General features: G+C 34.2%; 18 protein-coding genes. 9 read left to right on the forward strand and 9 right to left on the reverse strand.

The window, feature by feature from the left end:
- Positions 1 to 94: 94 nt before the first annotated feature.
- The gene (locus CM19_RS11575) at positions 95 to 760 is read left to right on the forward strand and encodes an HAD family hydrolase (protein WP_048100604.1); all 666 of its coding nucleotides are present in this window, start codon (positions 95 to 97) and stop codon (positions 758 to 760) included.
- Here CM19_RS11575 and CM19_RS11580 read toward each other — a convergent pair.
- Both CM19_RS11580 and CM19_RS11585 read right to left on the reverse strand, forming a co-directional pair.
- On the reverse strand, positions 725 to 1,396 hold the full coding sequence (locus CM19_RS11580; protein WP_048100605.1) for a phosphoglycolate phosphatase: 672 nt from the start codon (positions 1,394 to 1,396) through the stop codon (positions 725 to 727). The genes CM19_RS11575 and CM19_RS11580 overlap by 36 nt on opposite strands.
- 4 nt (positions 1,397 to 1,400) lie before the next feature.
- A complete protein-coding gene (locus CM19_RS11585) occupies positions 1,401 to 2,234 on the reverse strand; it encodes a TIM barrel protein (RefSeq protein ID WP_048100606.1) in 834 nt (277 codons plus the stop codon).
- Positions 2,235 to 2,321: 87 nt separating this feature from the next.
- Between CM19_RS11585 and CM19_RS13230 the strand changes: the two genes are divergently transcribed.
- From CM19_RS13230 to CM19_RS11595, 3 genes are all read left to right on the forward strand, one after another.
- The gene (locus CM19_RS13230; protein WP_171714449.1) at positions 2,322 to 2,459 is read left to right on the forward strand and encodes a hypothetical protein; all 138 of its coding nucleotides are present in this window, start codon (positions 2,322 to 2,324) and stop codon (positions 2,457 to 2,459) included.
- Between the two features lie 889 nt (positions 2,460 to 3,348).
- Positions 3,349 to 4,296 carry a cation efflux transmembrane domain-containing protein gene (locus CM19_RS11590; RefSeq protein WP_048100607.1) on the forward strand — a complete coding sequence of 316 codons (948 nt, stop codon included), beginning with the start codon at positions 3,349 to 3,351 and terminating at the stop codon, positions 4,294 to 4,296.
- A complete protein-coding gene (locus CM19_RS11595; protein ID WP_150111442.1) occupies positions 4,250 to 4,909 on the forward strand; it encodes a hypothetical protein in 660 nt (219 codons plus the stop codon). The genes CM19_RS11590 and CM19_RS11595 overlap by 47 nt, the downstream gene beginning before the upstream one ends.
- On the opposite strand, the gene CM19_RS11600 is transcribed toward CM19_RS11595, so the two are convergent.
- Positions 4,902 to 5,768 (reverse strand): menaquinone biosynthesis family protein, encoded by an 867-nt coding sequence (locus CM19_RS11600; protein ID WP_048100609.1) that lies wholly within the window; start codon positions 5,766 to 5,768, stop codon positions 4,902 to 4,904. The genes CM19_RS11595 and CM19_RS11600 overlap by 8 nt on opposite strands.
- A 28-nt stretch (positions 5,769 to 5,796) precedes the next feature.
- Between CM19_RS11600 and CM19_RS11605 the strand changes: the two genes are divergently transcribed.
- Entirely contained in the window at positions 5,797 to 6,309 is a 513-nt protein-coding gene (locus CM19_RS11605) for a DUF84 family protein (protein WP_048100610.1), read from the forward strand.
- On the opposite strand, the gene CM19_RS11610 is transcribed toward CM19_RS11605, so the two are convergent.
- Positions 6,296 to 6,937 carry a hypothetical protein gene (locus CM19_RS11610; protein ID WP_048100628.1) on the reverse strand — a complete coding sequence of 214 codons (642 nt, stop codon included), beginning with the start codon at positions 6,935 to 6,937 and terminating at the stop codon, positions 6,296 to 6,298. The genes CM19_RS11605 and CM19_RS11610 overlap by 14 nt on opposite strands.
- Positions 6,938 to 6,942: 5 nt before the next feature.
- A complete protein-coding gene (gene trxA, locus CM19_RS11615) occupies positions 6,943 to 7,362 on the reverse strand; it encodes a thioredoxin (protein ID WP_048100611.1) in 420 nt (139 codons plus the stop codon).
- 61 nt (positions 7,363 to 7,423) lie between these two features.
- Between trxA and CM19_RS11620 the strand changes: the two genes are divergently transcribed.
- Complete coding sequence (locus CM19_RS11620; protein WP_048100612.1) at positions 7,424 to 8,317, forward strand: FAD-binding oxidoreductase/lyase; 894 nt, start codon at positions 7,424 to 7,426, stop codon at positions 8,315 to 8,317.
- A gap of 33 nt (positions 8,318 to 8,350) precedes the next feature.
- Positions 8,351 to 9,061 (forward strand): D-aminoacyl-tRNA deacylase, encoded by a 711-nt coding sequence (locus CM19_RS11625; RefSeq protein WP_048100613.1) that lies wholly within the window; start codon positions 8,351 to 8,353, stop codon positions 9,059 to 9,061.
- Here the strand turns inward: CM19_RS11625 and CM19_RS11630 are convergent.
- On the reverse strand, positions 9,020 to 9,652 hold the full coding sequence (locus CM19_RS11630) for a 2,3-diphosphoglycerate-dependent phosphoglycerate mutase (RefSeq protein WP_048100614.1): 633 nt from the start codon (positions 9,650 to 9,652) through the stop codon (positions 9,020 to 9,022). The genes CM19_RS11625 and CM19_RS11630 overlap by 42 nt on opposite strands.
- 188 nt (positions 9,653 to 9,840) lie before the next feature.
- Complete coding sequence (locus tag CM19_RS11635; RefSeq protein WP_048100615.1) at positions 9,841 to 10,812, reverse strand: metallophosphoesterase family protein; 972 nt, start codon at positions 10,810 to 10,812, stop codon at positions 9,841 to 9,843.
- Positions 10,813 to 11,433: 621 nt separating this feature from the next.
- On the opposite strand from CM19_RS11635, the gene CM19_RS11640 reads away from it, so the two are divergent.
- A complete protein-coding gene (locus CM19_RS11640; protein ID WP_048100616.1) occupies positions 11,434 to 11,928 on the forward strand; it encodes a CBS domain-containing protein in 495 nt (164 codons plus the stop codon).
- Positions 11,929 to 12,028: 100 nt separating this feature from the next.
- The gene (locus CM19_RS11645) at positions 12,029 to 12,358 is read left to right on the forward strand and encodes a hypothetical protein (RefSeq protein ID WP_048100617.1); all 330 of its coding nucleotides are present in this window, start codon (positions 12,029 to 12,031) and stop codon (positions 12,356 to 12,358) included.
- Here the strand turns inward: CM19_RS11645 and CM19_RS11650 are convergent.
- Both CM19_RS11650 and CM19_RS11655 read right to left on the reverse strand, forming a co-directional pair.
- Positions 12,321 to 14,072, reverse strand: coding sequence for an archaea-specific SMC-related protein (locus CM19_RS11650; protein ID WP_048100618.1), 1,752 nt, complete (start codon positions 14,070 to 14,072; stop codon positions 12,321 to 12,323). The genes CM19_RS11645 and CM19_RS11650 overlap by 38 nt on opposite strands.
- A gap of 1,738 nt (positions 14,073 to 15,810) precedes the next feature.
- Positions 15,811 to 16,354, reverse strand: a 544-nt coding sequence (locus tag CM19_RS11655; RefSeq protein WP_048100619.1) for a zinc ribbon domain-containing protein, incomplete at its 5' end; no start/stop codon positions are given.

Raw genomic sequence — 16,354 nt, forward strand, 5'->3', positions numbered from 1 at the left:
TATTATTACGTAAATGAGGTTATGAGATGGCGATATATGTTTTCACAAGTCAATCTGTAGAATAAGCATTTATTTTATGAATTAAGTTTCACATGTGAAAGCAGTTTTTGTTGACATGGGAGAGACTCTGGTAAAGTTTAAGCCTAAATATCATGAGAACGTAATAGCGTCATTAAAATCGCTAAATATAGAAGTTGAACCAAGGCTGGTTTATAGATCTCTTATGAGACAATGGGCAGAAAAACACTTTCCAGAACCAAATGTGGGTCTATCTAATGTTGACTTTAAAGATCTATTTTTTAAAATGGGAATGTCTATTCCAGATGAGAAAATCAAGGAACTAGAAAGTAAGAGTTTTCTTTCAAGCGAATATGATCTTTACGATGATGCTATAGATTTCCTTGAAGGAGTAAGAAAGATGGGCTTAAAGGTAGTTATGATTACCAATACTACTCCTAAAGTTCATGAAATAGTAAAAAATCTAAACTTAATGAGATATTTGGATGGGATAGTTGCTTCATGTGATGTTGGTATCATGAAACCTCATCCTAAGATTTTCTATAGGGCAGTAGAAGTTGCTGGAAGCTCAGGAATACACGTTGGGGATTCATATGAAATAGACGTGCTTGGAGCTAAAAGGGCTTACCTCGATGCAATACTTCTAGATAGAGAAGGTTTTTATCCCGAAATAAAAGAAAATAAGGTTAAGAACTTGATCGAAGCATTAGATATAATCAAAGGTAAAATTAATTGTCCCTGATTCAATCATATCTAAAAGTTCTATGATTCCCTCTCCGTTTTCTTTGGTTAAAACATGGTCAGATATTGCCTTGATTTCCTCTAAAGCATTCCTTACTGCCACCTTATAGTTGGCTACCCTAAATAGCGGTATGTCGTTCTGACTATCGCCTACAGCTATTATTTTCCCCTTTATTTTGAATATTTCTAAGGCCTTGAGAAGACCATTTCCCTTATCTATGTTCTCTGGTAAAATCATTGCATCACTTCTATTCCACTCTATCCTTCCGTTTTCAACTCGTTCTAAACCTTGATCTATAGCGTTATCAACATATATTATTACTTCCCCTACTGTAAACGATATACCTTTATTTTTAAGATAATTTACAATTTGATTTCTAATAGAAAACCAATCATTGCTTACGTTATAAATTACTTGATTACCTCTAAGGAATACAGCTCCGTTTTCTAGAACCCAAAGACTAGGATTTAGACCTAGAGCTAACCTAGATATGAACTTTCTCTCCCGACCTGTTACAACTATAAAAGGAAATCTTTTACTGAATTGATTTATCCTTTCCTTAACTTTATCCTTAATCTTAAATCCATCTAACTCGCTTGAAATAGTTCTATCGTAATCTGAAGCTATAACAAACATTTTATCACTCTAGCCTATATCCATCATTTTCTAAAATTTTCTTCATTATTAATGCATCATTTTCAAGCTCTGGACTTTCACAAATCAAGGTTATTGAAATTTCCCTTTTTAGTATTTCTTTAGCTAGCGGTTCGAAAGGCGGAGTATTATACTTGATCGATCTATGTACATCGACAAATTTTCCCTTTCTTTCAGCCAATCCTTCAAAGTGAGAGTTTATGTGTGACATACTCAACTCTTTACTTAATCTATCAATTATTTCGCCATAATTAATATTTGCATTTTGTCTTGCAAATGTGTGAGCCCAGTCTATGTATGGAATAACTCTTTTTCCTACATCCTTAGAGATTTCTATAACTTCGTCGATTGTACCTATTGCAGTTTCTTTTGCCATTGTCTCTATTCCAAATTTTACTGTCTTAATATTAGACTCTTCTGCTCTGTCTATTATTTCTCCCATTGATGATTTTACTATTTCCATACATTTTTCTCTATCTCCTTTTTTGTAAAAAGCTACATGAATGGCTATTGCATCAGCACCCATTGCCTCTGCTCTAGAGGCAGTCTCTAAAATCCTGTTCTTTGATGCCTCAGCTTTGTCCTTCTCTTCAGAACAAAGATTAATAAAATAAGGAGCATGAACGGATAGTCTTACATTTTCTTCTTCAGCAACTTTCTTAAGCTCTGCTGCTTTTTCAAGACCCATTTTGACGCCTCTCACAAATTCAACTTCCATAGCATTGAGACCTAGTTCTCTTACCCTCCTTATACCGTCAGCAGTACTCTTTCCCTTTGAGGATAAAGGTATTCCAGCAGTACCTAGATATATCCTTGCCATGATATAATCTCTAAAAGAAAAGCTTAAAACTACGACTACATAATGCTGAGGATAAGTTTTTTAAATCTTATTTAATAAAAAGAAATTATGACAGAGAAAAAGGAGGAGATAAATAGCTTCTCAGATTTAATCAAAGCGTTATTTAAGTACGATAACTGGTATCTTGGAGGATTCATAATAGCGTTGATACTATTCATAATATTTGATCTAGTAGTATACAAGTAATCTTTTTTATAATTTTACGCTTTTTCTCTTAAATATATTTTACAACATGAAACAGCTTGTGGACTACGTCATCCTTTCGGTCGATCTTGTTCTAATGTTAACCTTTGCAGAGATAGAGGAACCGATTCCACAGCTAGTAAGGGTGGTTCTCACCCAGCACATGATATAACATTAAGTGAACCAACAATATCACGGTCTGCAGTGAAACCACTGCTCTCACAGATGGAAAACCTCTCTGAAAGAGGCATATCTTTTTTTAACGTAACCGCAACGAAGACTAGTCCTTGAAGTAAATGGTGGATTAACTAGTTTGAACTCTTTTCATACTTTCCCATCTACTATTTGAATATTTCTATTATTTCGTAAAACTAATCTCGTATAAATGAAGAATCTAATAGAAGGTAACAGTAGTCTCTAACGTTTATATCCTCCATGTCCAGACCGTCGTAATACTCAATAAAGTATTTTCTTGTCTTGAAGTATATAGGTCACGACAGAATTTTTTATTTGTGTCGTGTATTTTAACTATCATTAGTCTCATCTTCTGAAAGTTCAAAGAACTTTGACCTTTCCAGTTAGTGAAAAGGGTTATCCATCCTCAACCCTTCAATATGTATTTCGCTCTCTTAAACGTAAAGGAGGTAAATTCATGTAAATGACTAAAAATTGTTCAGATTATAATGATCTGTTCTTTTTCATTATTAACTAACTTTCACCGTCAAAATATTATAATATATTACACGCTTATTTATGAATAATTTATATGGTAATGTCTTAGATTTATCCGATCTTTTAATATAAGTACGTAAAATAAATAAAAGAATATAAACGCGAAAATATTTAAGAAGGAACCGCTATATAATTATGGGGATTAAAAAGGTGATGAGGTTTGTTGCATTTAGAAGGTTTGAGGTCAGTTTCGAAGATATTCTTCGTTACGAGCCTCGCGATTATACCAGTCTCAGTTGTAGAACTTTTTTATGGAGTTGAATACAACTCCTCAATTCTTATAGCAGACTCCTTACATGGCTTTATTGATGCATCTTCTGCACTATTATTCTCAATATTATTAAAGATAATATATAGAAGAACGCATAAATTTCCATGGGGATTGTATAACCTAGAGAGTTTAGCTATACTGGGTATATCTACTATAATAGCGGTCTTTTCAATTAACTTTGTTTTTAGTACTATTAAAAATGTAAGTCTAGATATTCCAAGCTGGCTTTCCATTCTAACGATGTCTTCTGGATTCGTAACGATAATAGTATACATTATAGAACGTAAGTTCTCATGGATATCGTTAGTAAAGGCAGACATGTCCCACAGCAAAGTTGATTTCGGCATGGAATTAGCGGGAACTATAGGAATAGTTGTTGACTATTATTGGCTAACTGTTTCGATAACTGTTGCAATAGTAGCTTTTATAATGATAGATACCATTAGACAAGTAAAGGAAGCAATATATTCAATCATTGGAGTTAACTGTAATTGTCCAGTAAAAGATAGAATATATACTATATTGACTTCGTATGGATTTCATATAAAGAATATCTATACGAGAAAACTTGGATCGTTTCTAATGATATATATAGTTGTTGGACTTCCTTCTAATGTAAAACTGAGAGACGCATATAAAGTGAGGAAAACGATAAAGAGAATAGTTAACTCGTTTGATGGAGTTGCTATAGTAGATATAAAAATAGTTCCTGAGAAACATAAATACAGAGAAAAAGAGAGTGTTATCGATGTATCCAAAGTTCGTACAGCTAGTAAAGACATTAAAGGAGGTGGGTCCAAACCTACAACTACTTTCAATGGCATTGAGGGAAAGTGAAAGTAACTTAGAAAAATATATGATGGAGATAAAGCATCTTTATTTTACTCCTCTTCCTTCTTTCTCTACAGTAATTTTTGATGGAAATTTTCCAGTTAGAAAGAGTATTAAGTCTGATGTTATATTTCCTAATAAAAAATTAAAAGTTAATTCAATTATTAACTACTCAGGCATTCCTGAAGCATATGATCCTTTGCTTGATAGATGGGACTTAAGCTTCGATATTAGAGCTAACGGAATGAAATTAGAAGGTATTACAGAGAATCGAGACCCTTTGATGTTTTCGACGTTAAGAACATCAAAAGCTTTTACAGATATAATTAAAGGAATGTATAATAATCTGCAGATTCATAGCTTTATAATTGATTATGGAAGAAGAGATATAATCCTTGATGTAATTTCCTCCTCTGAAGAAGTTGCTAAAAATCTTGAGTATGTGCCATTTATAAGGCTTACATTTTCCATTAGTGAGCCAAAGATGTATATTATTGAGTTATTAATTCCTTTCAATTATCTTAATATCATTTTAGAAATTTTAAAGGAAATGAGAGACAGCATCGATGGAACTCTATTTACACTACGAAAAATGCCCTATTTCACTCCTATTATATAATATCTATGTTCTTTACTTTAGGTAGAATTCCCTTTTCCTCCGTTATAGAGTAGAAAGTTCTTAGTCCTTGAATAACCTTTTCTTCAGGGACATTATACTCTTGAATATCGGCCCATATAGTCTTTTCAACTATTTCCTGGTCCATATTAACTCCCTGTGATTGACTCATAATTTCTACATCCTTTGGAATTATCTCATCTAAGTGCTTTTCAGCATACTTCTTGCTCCTACCATAGACTTCCTTAAATTTCATAGCTAATTCCTTTCCTATCTCCTTGCTAATCACTACCATCCCCATAGGCATTGGAGATCCTCCTGAGATTTCTTTCCACATATCCCACATGCTTGTGATTACATAAGGTTTAATTCCCAGTTTTCTCATCGCATACATCATTTTTATCTCGTGAACTGCTACGAGTACATCACCATCCTTACCTAGAGCTTTAATTTCATCCAAAACTTTTCTTATGATGACTAATTTCCTATATTTTCCTATGAGAAGCCTATATAAGGTTAAAGCAGAAGTGTTAGGACCATGAACTATAAGCCTAGAAGATCCAAGATCCTCTTTTTTCATCTCAGAAATTGCCAAAACTGGCATACCTGTTATTCCATCTATGGCCGATGCTACAGCATTACCTAGAATGTAGTAATCATCTTGGATGTATGGGTACATTGCTGCTGAAGGAACAGACACATCAATAACCTTCTCAAGAACTTTTTCATTAATTTCTTGGACAGTTGGAATTATTTCAAATTCCAAGTTGAAACCTTCTGGTTTAACTTTACCTTCCATAAGTGGAATAAACGGATAAAGATCTCCTGAATCGGCTAAAGCTCCGACTTTAATTGTTGTCATAATCAAAAGTTATAAGTAAGGGTTAAAAATGTTAGTTTCAGTTGGGTCTAAAAATAAGGTAAAAATAGAAGCAGTAAATGATGCTCTTAAAGAGATTGGAATTTCTGCGCAGATCATTTCAGTTGAGGTAGATCCTCAAGTGCCAAATCAACCATATTGTGAGGAGACTTTTGCAGGGGCAAGAAGAAGAGCAATTCTTTCATTAGCTCAAACGGCTTCAGACTTAGGGATTGGTATTGAAGGGGGATTATGCGTAGCCCAAAACAGAATTTTGGCGTTTGCTGTAGTTCATGCGGTTGATAAGGAAGGAAATGAGAATTTCTCTATCTCCTCTGCATTTACCTTACCTCCTTCTATAGTAAAAGAATTAAATAATGGAGTTGAACTTGGTTATGCAGTCGATAAGGTGTTCTCTAAGTCAGGTAGTAAGTACAATGAGGGCGCTGTAGGTATACTTACAGGAATAATAGACAGAAAAAGACTTTATGTTGAACCAGTAATACTAGCTCTCTATCCATTTTACAGAACTAATATCCCTTAACAATCTTTTTAAATAATAAACCAATCTCCTCTAACTTTACGACATCGTGTTCATTAGGTCTAGGTTCAGACGCTAAATATACTCCATAATCTTCATGATCGCACATCTTATCTGACTTTGGTTCTCCGTATGGAGAGAACAAAATAAACTCATCCACTTTATTGATCAGTTTCTTTACTGTATCATCCACAATCTTATAAAGTGAACATTTATTTTGAGATGATTTATGTAATAGCCTATCTAACAACGTAATATCCGCTACAACTGGTTGGTCATCGATTTCATTAAGAATAGCCTCTACTACTTTATTTACTTCTTCCTCTGCACTTAGTCCATCAAAATAATTTAATCTGAGTTCTCCATATGTGGGATTAGTGATAGGTAAATTCACTGCAACAGCTCCAGTATCCTTCAATAGTTTCGGCGCCTCGTCTAACTTGGTTAGAAAATTCTTTTCCTCTACTTCCATCTGAAGTACTTTCATCCAAGACGATGCTGGATGCTGAGGAGACCTATTAACAACAACTCCCCTAAAAGTACTACCAAATAACATCATTAAGAATTTTGGACTACACTTCATAAAACTGGAGTAACTTAAACTATCTACTCCTAATAATAACGGTTTCATTAATATCACTCTAGCAGTTGTTTAATTCTTATCTCGATTTCTTCCCTTGGTACAGCACCTATAACTTCATCTACAGGCTCGCCATTTTTAAAGAACAGAATTGTAGGTAAACTCATTACACCATATCTTGCGGAAATCTCTTGATTCTCATCAGAATTCACTTTTCCGAAGGCAACATTAGGATAGTCCTTTGCTAGTTCTTCCATAATTGGTGCTAACATCAGACACGGAGCGCACCATTCTGCCCAAAAGTCAACAACTACAACTCCATGAGATTTAATGAACTGATCAAAATTTAGTTTATCTAAATGTGCTACTTCTCCTGATCCCTTTTTTTCTTCTTGCATAGTATCCTTATTACTCACTATCTGTTTAAATTTATTCATCAATATCTTCTCAAGTTCTGGATCGTAATCTCCGCTCATAGACTTATCTTGAACTTAGACTTTAAAAAGTTTATATTGAATTTAGTATACAGTAGTAAGTATGAGCACAGTAATAGTGGGGGGAGGAATAACTGGTCTTTTGCTAAGTTACTCATTAAGTGATTCATTAGTTGTAGACTTCAAAGGACCTAAGAATTCAATGGCCAGCCTTTGGACAATAATACCACCCCTATGTGGAGATTTATTCGGAGACTGTTTAAGATCTGAGGAAATATATTCTACGCTTTGTAATAAATTAGGAGTAAACTTCAAAAAAGTTAACGTAATAAGAAGCTCTGAAAAGAAACTAGGAGGAAAAATTATTGAGTCGAAGGAAATAAAGGAATTAGAACCAAAAGTAAACTTAGAATACGCTGAATTGTTCGATAACGGTATGTTTGTTGAGGGTCCTCAAATAATATCATCCTTAACTAAGGATATTAACATGAAAAAGGAAATGGTTAAAAAAATAGTATTTGATAATAAAAGTATATCTTATCTTGAAACAGAAAATGGAAAGATAAGGGCTGATCAGTACATCTTTACTTTAGGATATGGAATTTACGAGTTAATTAAAGGGTTATACAACATAGACGTTAACTATTTTAAGGGACATTTAATAATAACAATGAAGATCGGACTAAAAGGAATTTTAATAGTGAATGATAGAATAGCAGTTGAGGGGGATAACCTATACTTGAATGGTGATTCTAAACCTCAACAAGATCAGAGTATAGACTACGAAGAAATTTCAAAAACTTTGAAGACTTTTTCTAACGTTATTGGTCCTATAACCGATAAATTGGAAGTAAAGGTAGGCTTTAGAACAGTTGTTCCTACAGGTCCTATCGTAACTAGGATTTCGGATAATGCTATATTAGTTGGGGGACATAAACTAGGATTTGCTCTAGCTCCAATCTTAGTTGAAAAAGCGATATCCTTACTTAAGGGTTAACCTTATTAAAATAAAGACTGTATTTAATGAGTCGTGGATATAAAAATAATAGTTTCAAGAAAAGATCCTGTTGGTAACACTATTAAAAGACTTGGATATTCTTTTGAGGAAGTCGAGGATGATGTAACAGAATTTTCATACAGTGGAAAAGATATAATAGTTGTATTTTCTAGACACGAAAGCTCCTCTAAAATACCGTCATTTACTGTCCATCACGTCGGAAATCCGACTGAAGCAACTTTGGGTGGAAAACCAGAAACTCTAGATATAGCTTTTCCAAAGCTTATAACAGCTATATATAGAGAATTAATAGATATACCAATAGATATTCAGAAAACATTTGAGGCAACTCATCATGGTCCCACTTTAGAAGTTCCAATATTATTTGTAGAAATAGGTAGTTCTATGGAGTTTTGGACTAATGAAAAATTAGTATCGGAATTAGTAAAGGCTACTTTAAAGGGTATTGGAAAAGTGGACGATATAGAGTGCGAAAGCGTTATTACAGTCTTTGGTGGTCCACATTATTCACCTACTGCTTCTCGCTTATCTAAATCCTCTTGCATTTCTCATATAATTTCAAAACATTTTATAGAAAAAATATCAAATAATGTGATTTTACAGGCCATTGAAAAGTCAATAAACAATGTTAATCTAGTCATACTAGATAGTCTAAATAAAAGAAATAAAGAAAAAATTATCTTATCTGTTAGCGATCTCAACATACCGATAAAGTCTCTGTAATGCATCCTTAGAAAGGATAGGAGAACCTATGGAGTGTATTTTAAAATTTCCTTCCTTAATTTCAAGAGATGTTATACTAGCGTTAGGCAAAGATATACCATAAGCAGATATATCGTCTAAACCTAGAATATAGCCAATTATCGACCTTATTGGATCATAATGACTAACTGCAACTATAGCTCCATCATCTTTACCGCTTATCGAATTTACAAACTCTATCATTCTTTTTTGCATAACTTCCCACGGTTCTAATCCCCTGACCTCTATTTGTCCTCTAATTAACTTTATCTTCCAATGGTCGGAGGGATCAAACCTAGTGTTATTTAATTCGCCTAGAAATCTTTCCCTCAATCTTTCATCTACTATTGGTACTATCCCAAGATGATTACCTATTATTGAAGCAGTTTGATAAGCTCTCAGTATAGGACTTGTATAAATTTTGCTTACCTTAACTCTCTCCAACTCTTTGGCTACTTTCTTTGCCTGATTCTGTCCCTCTTCTGTCAATGGGTATGTGTTATTGTCATGTGATAAGACTCTATTCTGATTAGAGGTGCTATGCCCATGTCTTATCAACAAAATTAATGCCATCAACTATAAGTTACTTTTTACGCCTTTTTTACTTATCGGTTTCCATCCTTTTATACTACAGCTTTTTCATATTTTACAACATTATTTTAGATCTTTCATTCTTTTTATTAATTTAACCTAAAATACAGCTAATATAAGAATAATAGGAAAATTTTATATAAAATTTTCTTAAATATAAATTAAAGATGCTAACCAATTATAAACTGATGAGCCTTAATCTTATTCTTTTCTAAAATTATGAGCGCTGCGTGTAATATACCTTCGCCGAATTCACTTCCAGGATTCAAAATTACAGTTCTTCCTATCTTATCGAATCCCCTTGACTCGTGAATATGACCATGAAGCCCTATTAATGGTTGATATTCCTCTATGACTTTCCTTACTGCCTTAGATCCAACGTGGACCATTACTATTTCTCCTCCTCTTATAACAGGTTTAAGATTTTCATCGAGGAGTGGAGCATTATCTAAGTTTGTGTTATAAGGTGGAGGGTGAAGGTTGAATATTGATGTACTAACATCAGTTAATTTGGATATCTGTTTCTTTAGTTCTTCATAAAGCTTTTCTTCATCCATTTCCCTAGGGGTATTCCAAGGTGTAGGATTCACATACCCATAGGATATCATCTCATGATCTCCAATATTAATAACGTTTCCTTCAGTTCTCCTCATCTTCTCACATTCGTCTATAACGTCAAACATATATTCCGGATCATCGTTACCTAAATTAACGTAAAGAGGAATATTTACCTCCTTGAGTTTTTCTTCAACGATTTTGCACCAAGATCTTAATACATCACTTATTGCTGTCTTAAATGCCTCATCTAACTTCTTTTTATCTTCTCTTAATTCATCTAGGCCTTTCTTGTCTACTATTGTATAGTATCCTCCCCTGTCCCTTATACTCTTTATTGCTTCGTTCAAACCTTCTTTGCCTATTTCCTTTTTCTCTACCTCATATTTGCCATTACCAAGGTCTACAATTGGTATTAGGGTTTTTCCTGCCAGATCTCCTCCTATTATAAGCGCATTTACTTTGTACATTATACCAGCATTTAGGAATTTTTTCATTACAATATCTGAACCATGAACGTCTGAAGTAAACAGTATCCTCAATAGGTTATCGTTTTCAGAGTTTCCTTTTTTCCTAAATAAGCCCACGATTCATTCTTGTAAAAATGATAATTAAAGTTTGTTCAAATGATTTTTAGGAAAATGCATCAAGGATACTGCTTCGCTTCAGCCTTAAATCCCATACGGTTAGGGATTACAAATTCTGGAGCTTAAATAAGATCTTGTTCGATATGCACTATATTGTTTCGTAGAGTCAATTGCAACCACTCTTAGTGGTACAAAAGGAATGTTAGAAAGTGAAAATGTTAGAAAGTGAATTTATATATTTTCATGGTGTATATACTCTCATACATTAGAGCTTCCAATAGACTTAACCTTATTAAGTTAAAAGATAATTGAATTTTTTCAATTAAGTCTTGATATTTATAGACAAATTGGGTTCTCCTGTGTGATAGAATATCCATAAGAGAAAGTTTTCAATTAAAAATAAAACATAATCCATTATATATTATTATCAAGATTAAAATATAATAGTGGATCCTATATCTTTATCTGATGGAGGAATATATATTTCATGATTAATATATACAATCGTCCTCCAATCTTAAGCTTTAACAATGCTTCTAATTATATCGTAACAGTGTTATAGATACCTTTGATTAGACTATGTATACAAAGTTTTTATTTAAGTTATACCATTTAATTCTCATGGATATAAAGGTGGCTCAAATCGCAAAAAGTAAAGTTTTCGTCGTAAGATCAACGGATTCAATGGTTACTGTTGCCCAAGCATTAAAGGATAAGAACATTGGGTCTCTCATAGTTTTAGGTAAAAAAGATGAAGTTGTAGGTATTGTTACTGAAAGAGATGTAGTGAAAGCTGCTGCAAACAAAGACTTAGATTCTCCTGTTGAAAAATACATGACTAAAGATATCAAAGGCGTAACAGAGGATACTAGCGCTACTGAGTCTCTTGGAATTATGTTAGATCATGGATTTAGACATCTCCCAATAGTAGGAAAAGATGGAAAATTAAGAGGAATAATCTCAATAAGGGATCTAGCTAGATCTCTTTTAGATACCCATTTTATGCAATTCGGAAAATTCTCGGAAGAGGTTTCTGGAACAGGAGTAATCTGTCCAGTATGTGGTTTAGAAATAGATGAATACGGCTATTGTGGATGCGGAGTAGGTTCTGGCTAGCTATCAAAATGAATTTTCTTAAAAATCTTCTTTTAGCTCTGTAATTGACTTGAAAAAGACGAGTTAAAGTTTTTAAGTTAGGTTAAAGCCGTTTTTCCATATGATAATATTTTATGCAATAGGGGAAAAGGATAGAGCAAAGGAACTAGTTAGAATAATAACAAAAACTAGATGGAAAACTATTTCAAAACATGCCGTAAAAATATCTAGTTCTTCTATCGGTCCAACTATAGTAATATTCAAGCCAACTCTTTCAGGCTTAGCAGTGGCAATGTGGTTAAAGAACAAGGCAGAGGAACTTGGAATGGCAGCATCAGTAGGTTGGTTCACTCCTATAACTAAGGTTCCTGAACAGATAGACGATGCTATAAACACAGACCTCAACAAAATCCTTATGAAGAAACTTGAGGTACCGTGGTCTCCTTCGTGATCTCTGCTCTCTCATCACTCTTCGTTATTATGATATATTCAGTTATGCCTGAGAGGTAGTTTGTTAATATCCCAAATCTTTTTTGATCAAATGTCATAAAGGACTCGTCTACAAGGAAGAATGGAGTCTTAAAGTATGACTTCATTGCAGTAACGATTAATATTAACGCTAGTGTTGTTCTTTCTGATGATGATAGCTTCTTTAAGTCTAACTCCGCACCTTTCCTCATAACCACCAACCTATACTTTTCATCAATCTTAGCCTCTATGTTAAAGTCTAACTGCCTTAGTAAGTAATTAGAAGCCCTTACGAACTCATCCCTAGCTGCAGTAAGCCTTCTTATATACTCCTTTTGAAGGCTTTCCACTTCTTCTTGTAATCCCTCGATCTCCTTTTTCTTTTCATCAAGTTTTTCCAGGATGGAATTGGGAATACCGATTGACATTAATTCATACTCATAGTTTTCCTTCTTTTTCTTTAATTCCTCTATACGCTCTAATATTGGATCCTTTGACTCTATTGGCATTACAACTTCAGCAGAGCTTCTATTAAATCTCTCCTCCATTTCTCTCTTTTGTCTTTCCAAATCACTTATCTGTCCAGATATATTCGCTATTTTATCCTGTAATTCTTCCCTTACCATTTTGAGCTTTCTTATGTCATTTTCCATTTGATCTAAATCCTTTAATCTTTTCTCTATTTCTGCCTTTTTCTGATCTAACTCAGCAATTTCATTTTTTATACTAGTATAATTATTTTTCTTCTCATTAAGTTCGCTAGATATTACATCAACTCTAACTCTCCACGTCGACGGTTCAACGTGAGATCCGCAGACATAACATGTTGAAAGCTGCTGTTTTTCTGATTCTTTAATTTGATCCAGAACTTTTTCCAATAGCTTTATCTCTATATCTAGATTGTTTCTCAGTGATGCTTTAGATTGTAATTCTTGGTTTATCTGAGATAGTTGTGCCTCATAAGACTCCCTTATCTCCGATGATACCATGGACTCCTTTTGCTTTATCTCTTGCTCAATTTTGTCTAATCTGAGCTGTACGTCTTTTAGATCTCTTTTCCTGCTCTCTATTCTTTCTTGTAAATCATAGAGTTTATTGTTCCTCGTAGTAGTAATTGTTATTGTAGCCTTGTTCAGTACTTTACTATTTTCTTTTTCTGTCTCTAATTTAGAAATTTCACTGTCCAATTGTCTTATCTTTGTTTGAAGATCTATTGCCTCTTCGTATTTCTTATCTAAGTTTTCCATTTCTTTTTTCAGCTGCTCTAGCTTAGAGTCAAGTTCATCCTTTCTAGCTCTTATTTCTGCTATCTTTGACGTTGCTGAAATAAACCACTCTACGTTCTCTTCTCCAGCTAGAATTTGATTTAGTAATTTATTTTCTGGTGAGAAATACGAAAGTAATAGCGCCCTATCATCGTTAATAATAAGCTTTGAATCTTCTGTAAATCTGTCCTTGATTCTTTTTATCCTTCTATAATAAGTCTTACCATTCATCTCAATTTCAACATACCCCGAATCAGCAAAGGCATTTAGTAGATCTTCTGGTTTAAGAGATGAGGTTAGCAAAGATAGCATTGACTTTGACAAGGATGTTTTACCATATGAATTAGGGGCTTTATATACATTTACCCCTTTTTCAAGGCTTAGTTCTAAGGGTTCAGTTATTCCACCCATATTATATACTCTTACTATCATTAGATAACATTGATATTACAAGATAAAAAAATCTTTTCATTCTGTTTCTGGATTACATTGGGATAAAATATGTCTACTTTTATCTTTAATAGGGTTTGGATTACGAAAGACGCCGTTGTCAGCAGTTTCGCTTAAATTGTGACATTTTTATGAATTTCATGATTTTTCACTTCCAACCAAAGTAGTTATATATTCTAAAAATAATATTATATGTCTCAAATGTGGGTGTGTAGACCCGAAGGAGGACTATGAAAGAGTAAAGGATGGGGAAGGAACTAAGCATGTGCGGGTTTCCCCACGCCTAAGGTCTTTGACAAGATCTTCAGGAGTGTGGATGGGGTTATCCCGCTAATGGGGCGCATGATGAGCTTCGGCTCAGAACGTGGTGAAGACCAAGGGTTTTACGGACATGGCAATAAATGTCCGTAAAGCCCAAACCCCATCGGGTAAATAGAGAGGAATGCCCCCTTATAACAGTATATAAACCATTTTTTTAGATAAGGACATGATGTAGTTCATATAGTTCTGGTTCCGAACTAACGCTGATGGACACACATTAAGGTTAAAAGCTCGGTTGAAGTTAATGTAAGTGGTATATAACATGCTTAGGCACGCATTAATCAACTTCTGTAAAAGGATATAAAGTGCTGAATAAGAATATAGGTTAAAAGAGTTTAGTCCCTAACCGAGAACACAATACAAGGAATTAACAACTCTGCTCTCAGTTTGTTTAAAGCATTGCTTATAGCTTTCATGAATTGAAGGATCTTTTAAAGACTAGATAGGTTTCCTAAGGAAAAACGAAACAATAGTTACTTCTCCCTCGTATATATACAGGTAGATGGAAACTAAGGACAAGAATAAGAAATTAATGTTCCTTGATTTCTCTTCAAGTGAAATTCAAGATTAATGTACAGTGAGAATTCCCTCAGATAAGATGAAACGCATTATCATCAAGCCAAACGGGAGTGAAAAATCTACGCAGCTTTTGTGCGCGTAAAGTAAAAGTTCTCTTGAACAGAAAATCAAGTAAGATCCTAGGTATAGACTTATATGTATATAGACTGCATACCACATCTCATGGGCACGATGCCGAAAACAATGAAAGATATGAGAGAATTCTAAGGAAGTTAGGAGGATCCAGAAATTTCCTGGGAAGAAGAGATCAAAAAACTCGAGAAGACAAGAGTAAAGATCGCTACACTTTATCACGATTAAGGACTTCCGTCTTAACCTATACTTCAGGTAAAAATACTCCGCTGAGGACAACGACGTCCCAGCAACGAAGGACATTCAAGTAAGAAATTATATCTGGTTTAACCAGGATTCTTAGCCTCTATTTGTGTGATGTCGGTTTCTATGACATCAAGAAAATATTCATATAGGGTTCGAGCTTTATGGACATTTATTATCATCTCCGTAAAACCATTATACTTCACCACGTCGTGAACGAGGCTCATCATCACTATCCATTAGAGGTCTAATCCAACCTACACCACCAAAGCGGCTGTGGGAAAACTACTCCTTAGTTTCTAATCCTTCACTCCTTTGTAGTCCCTTCTTCGGTCTACAATATTCACATGTAGGACAGATAATTATTGCTTTTTTAAATATAAGCATCTTGGAAGAAGAAAAATCATTAAATGTGTAAAAATGTCACAATTTAAGTGAAACCCCTTTCAACGGCAAATCTGACCTCCTCCCCGCTCTAAAGAGCGAGGGTTCCCCTCAGAGCGGTTCATAGGTTTTGATCCATACGTTTCACCCTCATAGAATCATATCTAGCTGGTACTACCAGCCCCGATCCTCTCGTCCACGTATAGACCAGTGGGGTGGTCTTACCCCAACTTATCCCTATCCCTCTGGTGATCCCACCATCATTAGGACTCAGGATTATGGATATGTTAAACGCACCAACTAGGTCTGCGTTAAATACTTTGTTAGATGTTGTACACTTAAATAAACCCCTTGAAAGTCTTTTCCCGCATCCATTGCCGTGGATGGGACAAGTGGTCGAGGTATACGACTCGTTAACAAACTTAACAGTTATTCCGTGTTCTTCAGCAACATCCCTCAACTTTTCCATAACTTGTTTATAAGACCAGACGTTAACAACTAGAAAGTTACCCTTTTTCTGACTTATGTTCTTTGGATAACCAACCTTAATTAATGAGACTCCCTTGTTGTATAAGAATTCAGCAACTTTCCTTACGGTAGTATCTATTATAGCGTTTAACTCCCTCTTCCACTTAACATATAATCGCCTTATTTTACCCGAAAAT

It is taken from the genome of Candidatus Acidianus copahuensis (assembly GCF_000632495.1).
Classification (GTDB): Archaea; Thermoproteota; Thermoprotei_A; order Sulfolobales; family Sulfolobaceae; genus Acidianus; species Acidianus copahuensis.

Bases quoted from the DNA above. Each gene is read 5' to 3' on its own strand.
- trxA (WP_048100611.1), bottom strand. From the start codon at position 7,362: ATGAGCGGAGATTACGATCCAGAACTTGAGAAGATATTGATGAATAAA.
- CM19_RS11605 (WP_048100610.1), top strand. From the start codon at position 5,797: ATGTTAGTTTCAGTTGGGTCTAAAAATAAGGTAAAAATAGAAGCAGTA.
- CM19_RS11610 (WP_048100628.1), bottom strand. From the start codon at position 6,937: ATGAAACCGTTATTATTAGGAGTAGATAGTTTAAGTTACTCCAGTTTT.
- CM19_RS11640 (WP_048100616.1), top strand. From the start codon at position 11,434: ATGGATATAAAGGTGGCTCAAATCGCAAAAAGTAAAGTTTTCGTCGTA.
- CM19_RS11585 (WP_048100606.1), bottom strand. From the start codon at position 2,234: ATGGCAAGGATATATCTAGGTACTGCTGGAATACCTTTATCCTCAAAG.
- CM19_RS11645 (WP_048100617.1), top strand. From the start codon at position 12,029: ATGATAATATTTTATGCAATAGGGGAAAAGGATAGAGCAAAGGAACTA.
- CM19_RS11620 (WP_048100612.1), top strand. From the start codon at position 7,424: ATGAGCACAGTAATAGTGGGGGGAGGAATAACTGGTCTTTTGCTAAGT.
- CM19_RS13230 (WP_171714449.1), top strand. From the start codon at position 2,322: ATGACAGAGAAAAAGGAGGAGATAAATAGCTTCTCAGATTTAATCAAA.
- CM19_RS11630 (WP_048100614.1), bottom strand. From the start codon at position 9,652: ATGGCATTAATTTTGTTGATAAGACATGGGCATAGCACCTCTAATCAG.
- CM19_RS11650 (WP_048100618.1), bottom strand. From the start codon at position 14,072: ATGATAGTAAGAGTATATAATATGGGTGGAATAACTGAACCCTTAGAA.
- CM19_RS11600 (WP_048100609.1), bottom strand. From the start codon at position 5,768: ATGACAACAATTAAAGTCGGAGCTTTAGCCGATTCAGGAGATCTTTAT.
- CM19_RS11580 (WP_048100605.1), bottom strand. From the start codon at position 1,396: ATGTTTGTTATAGCTTCAGATTACGATAGAACTATTTCAAGCGAGTTA.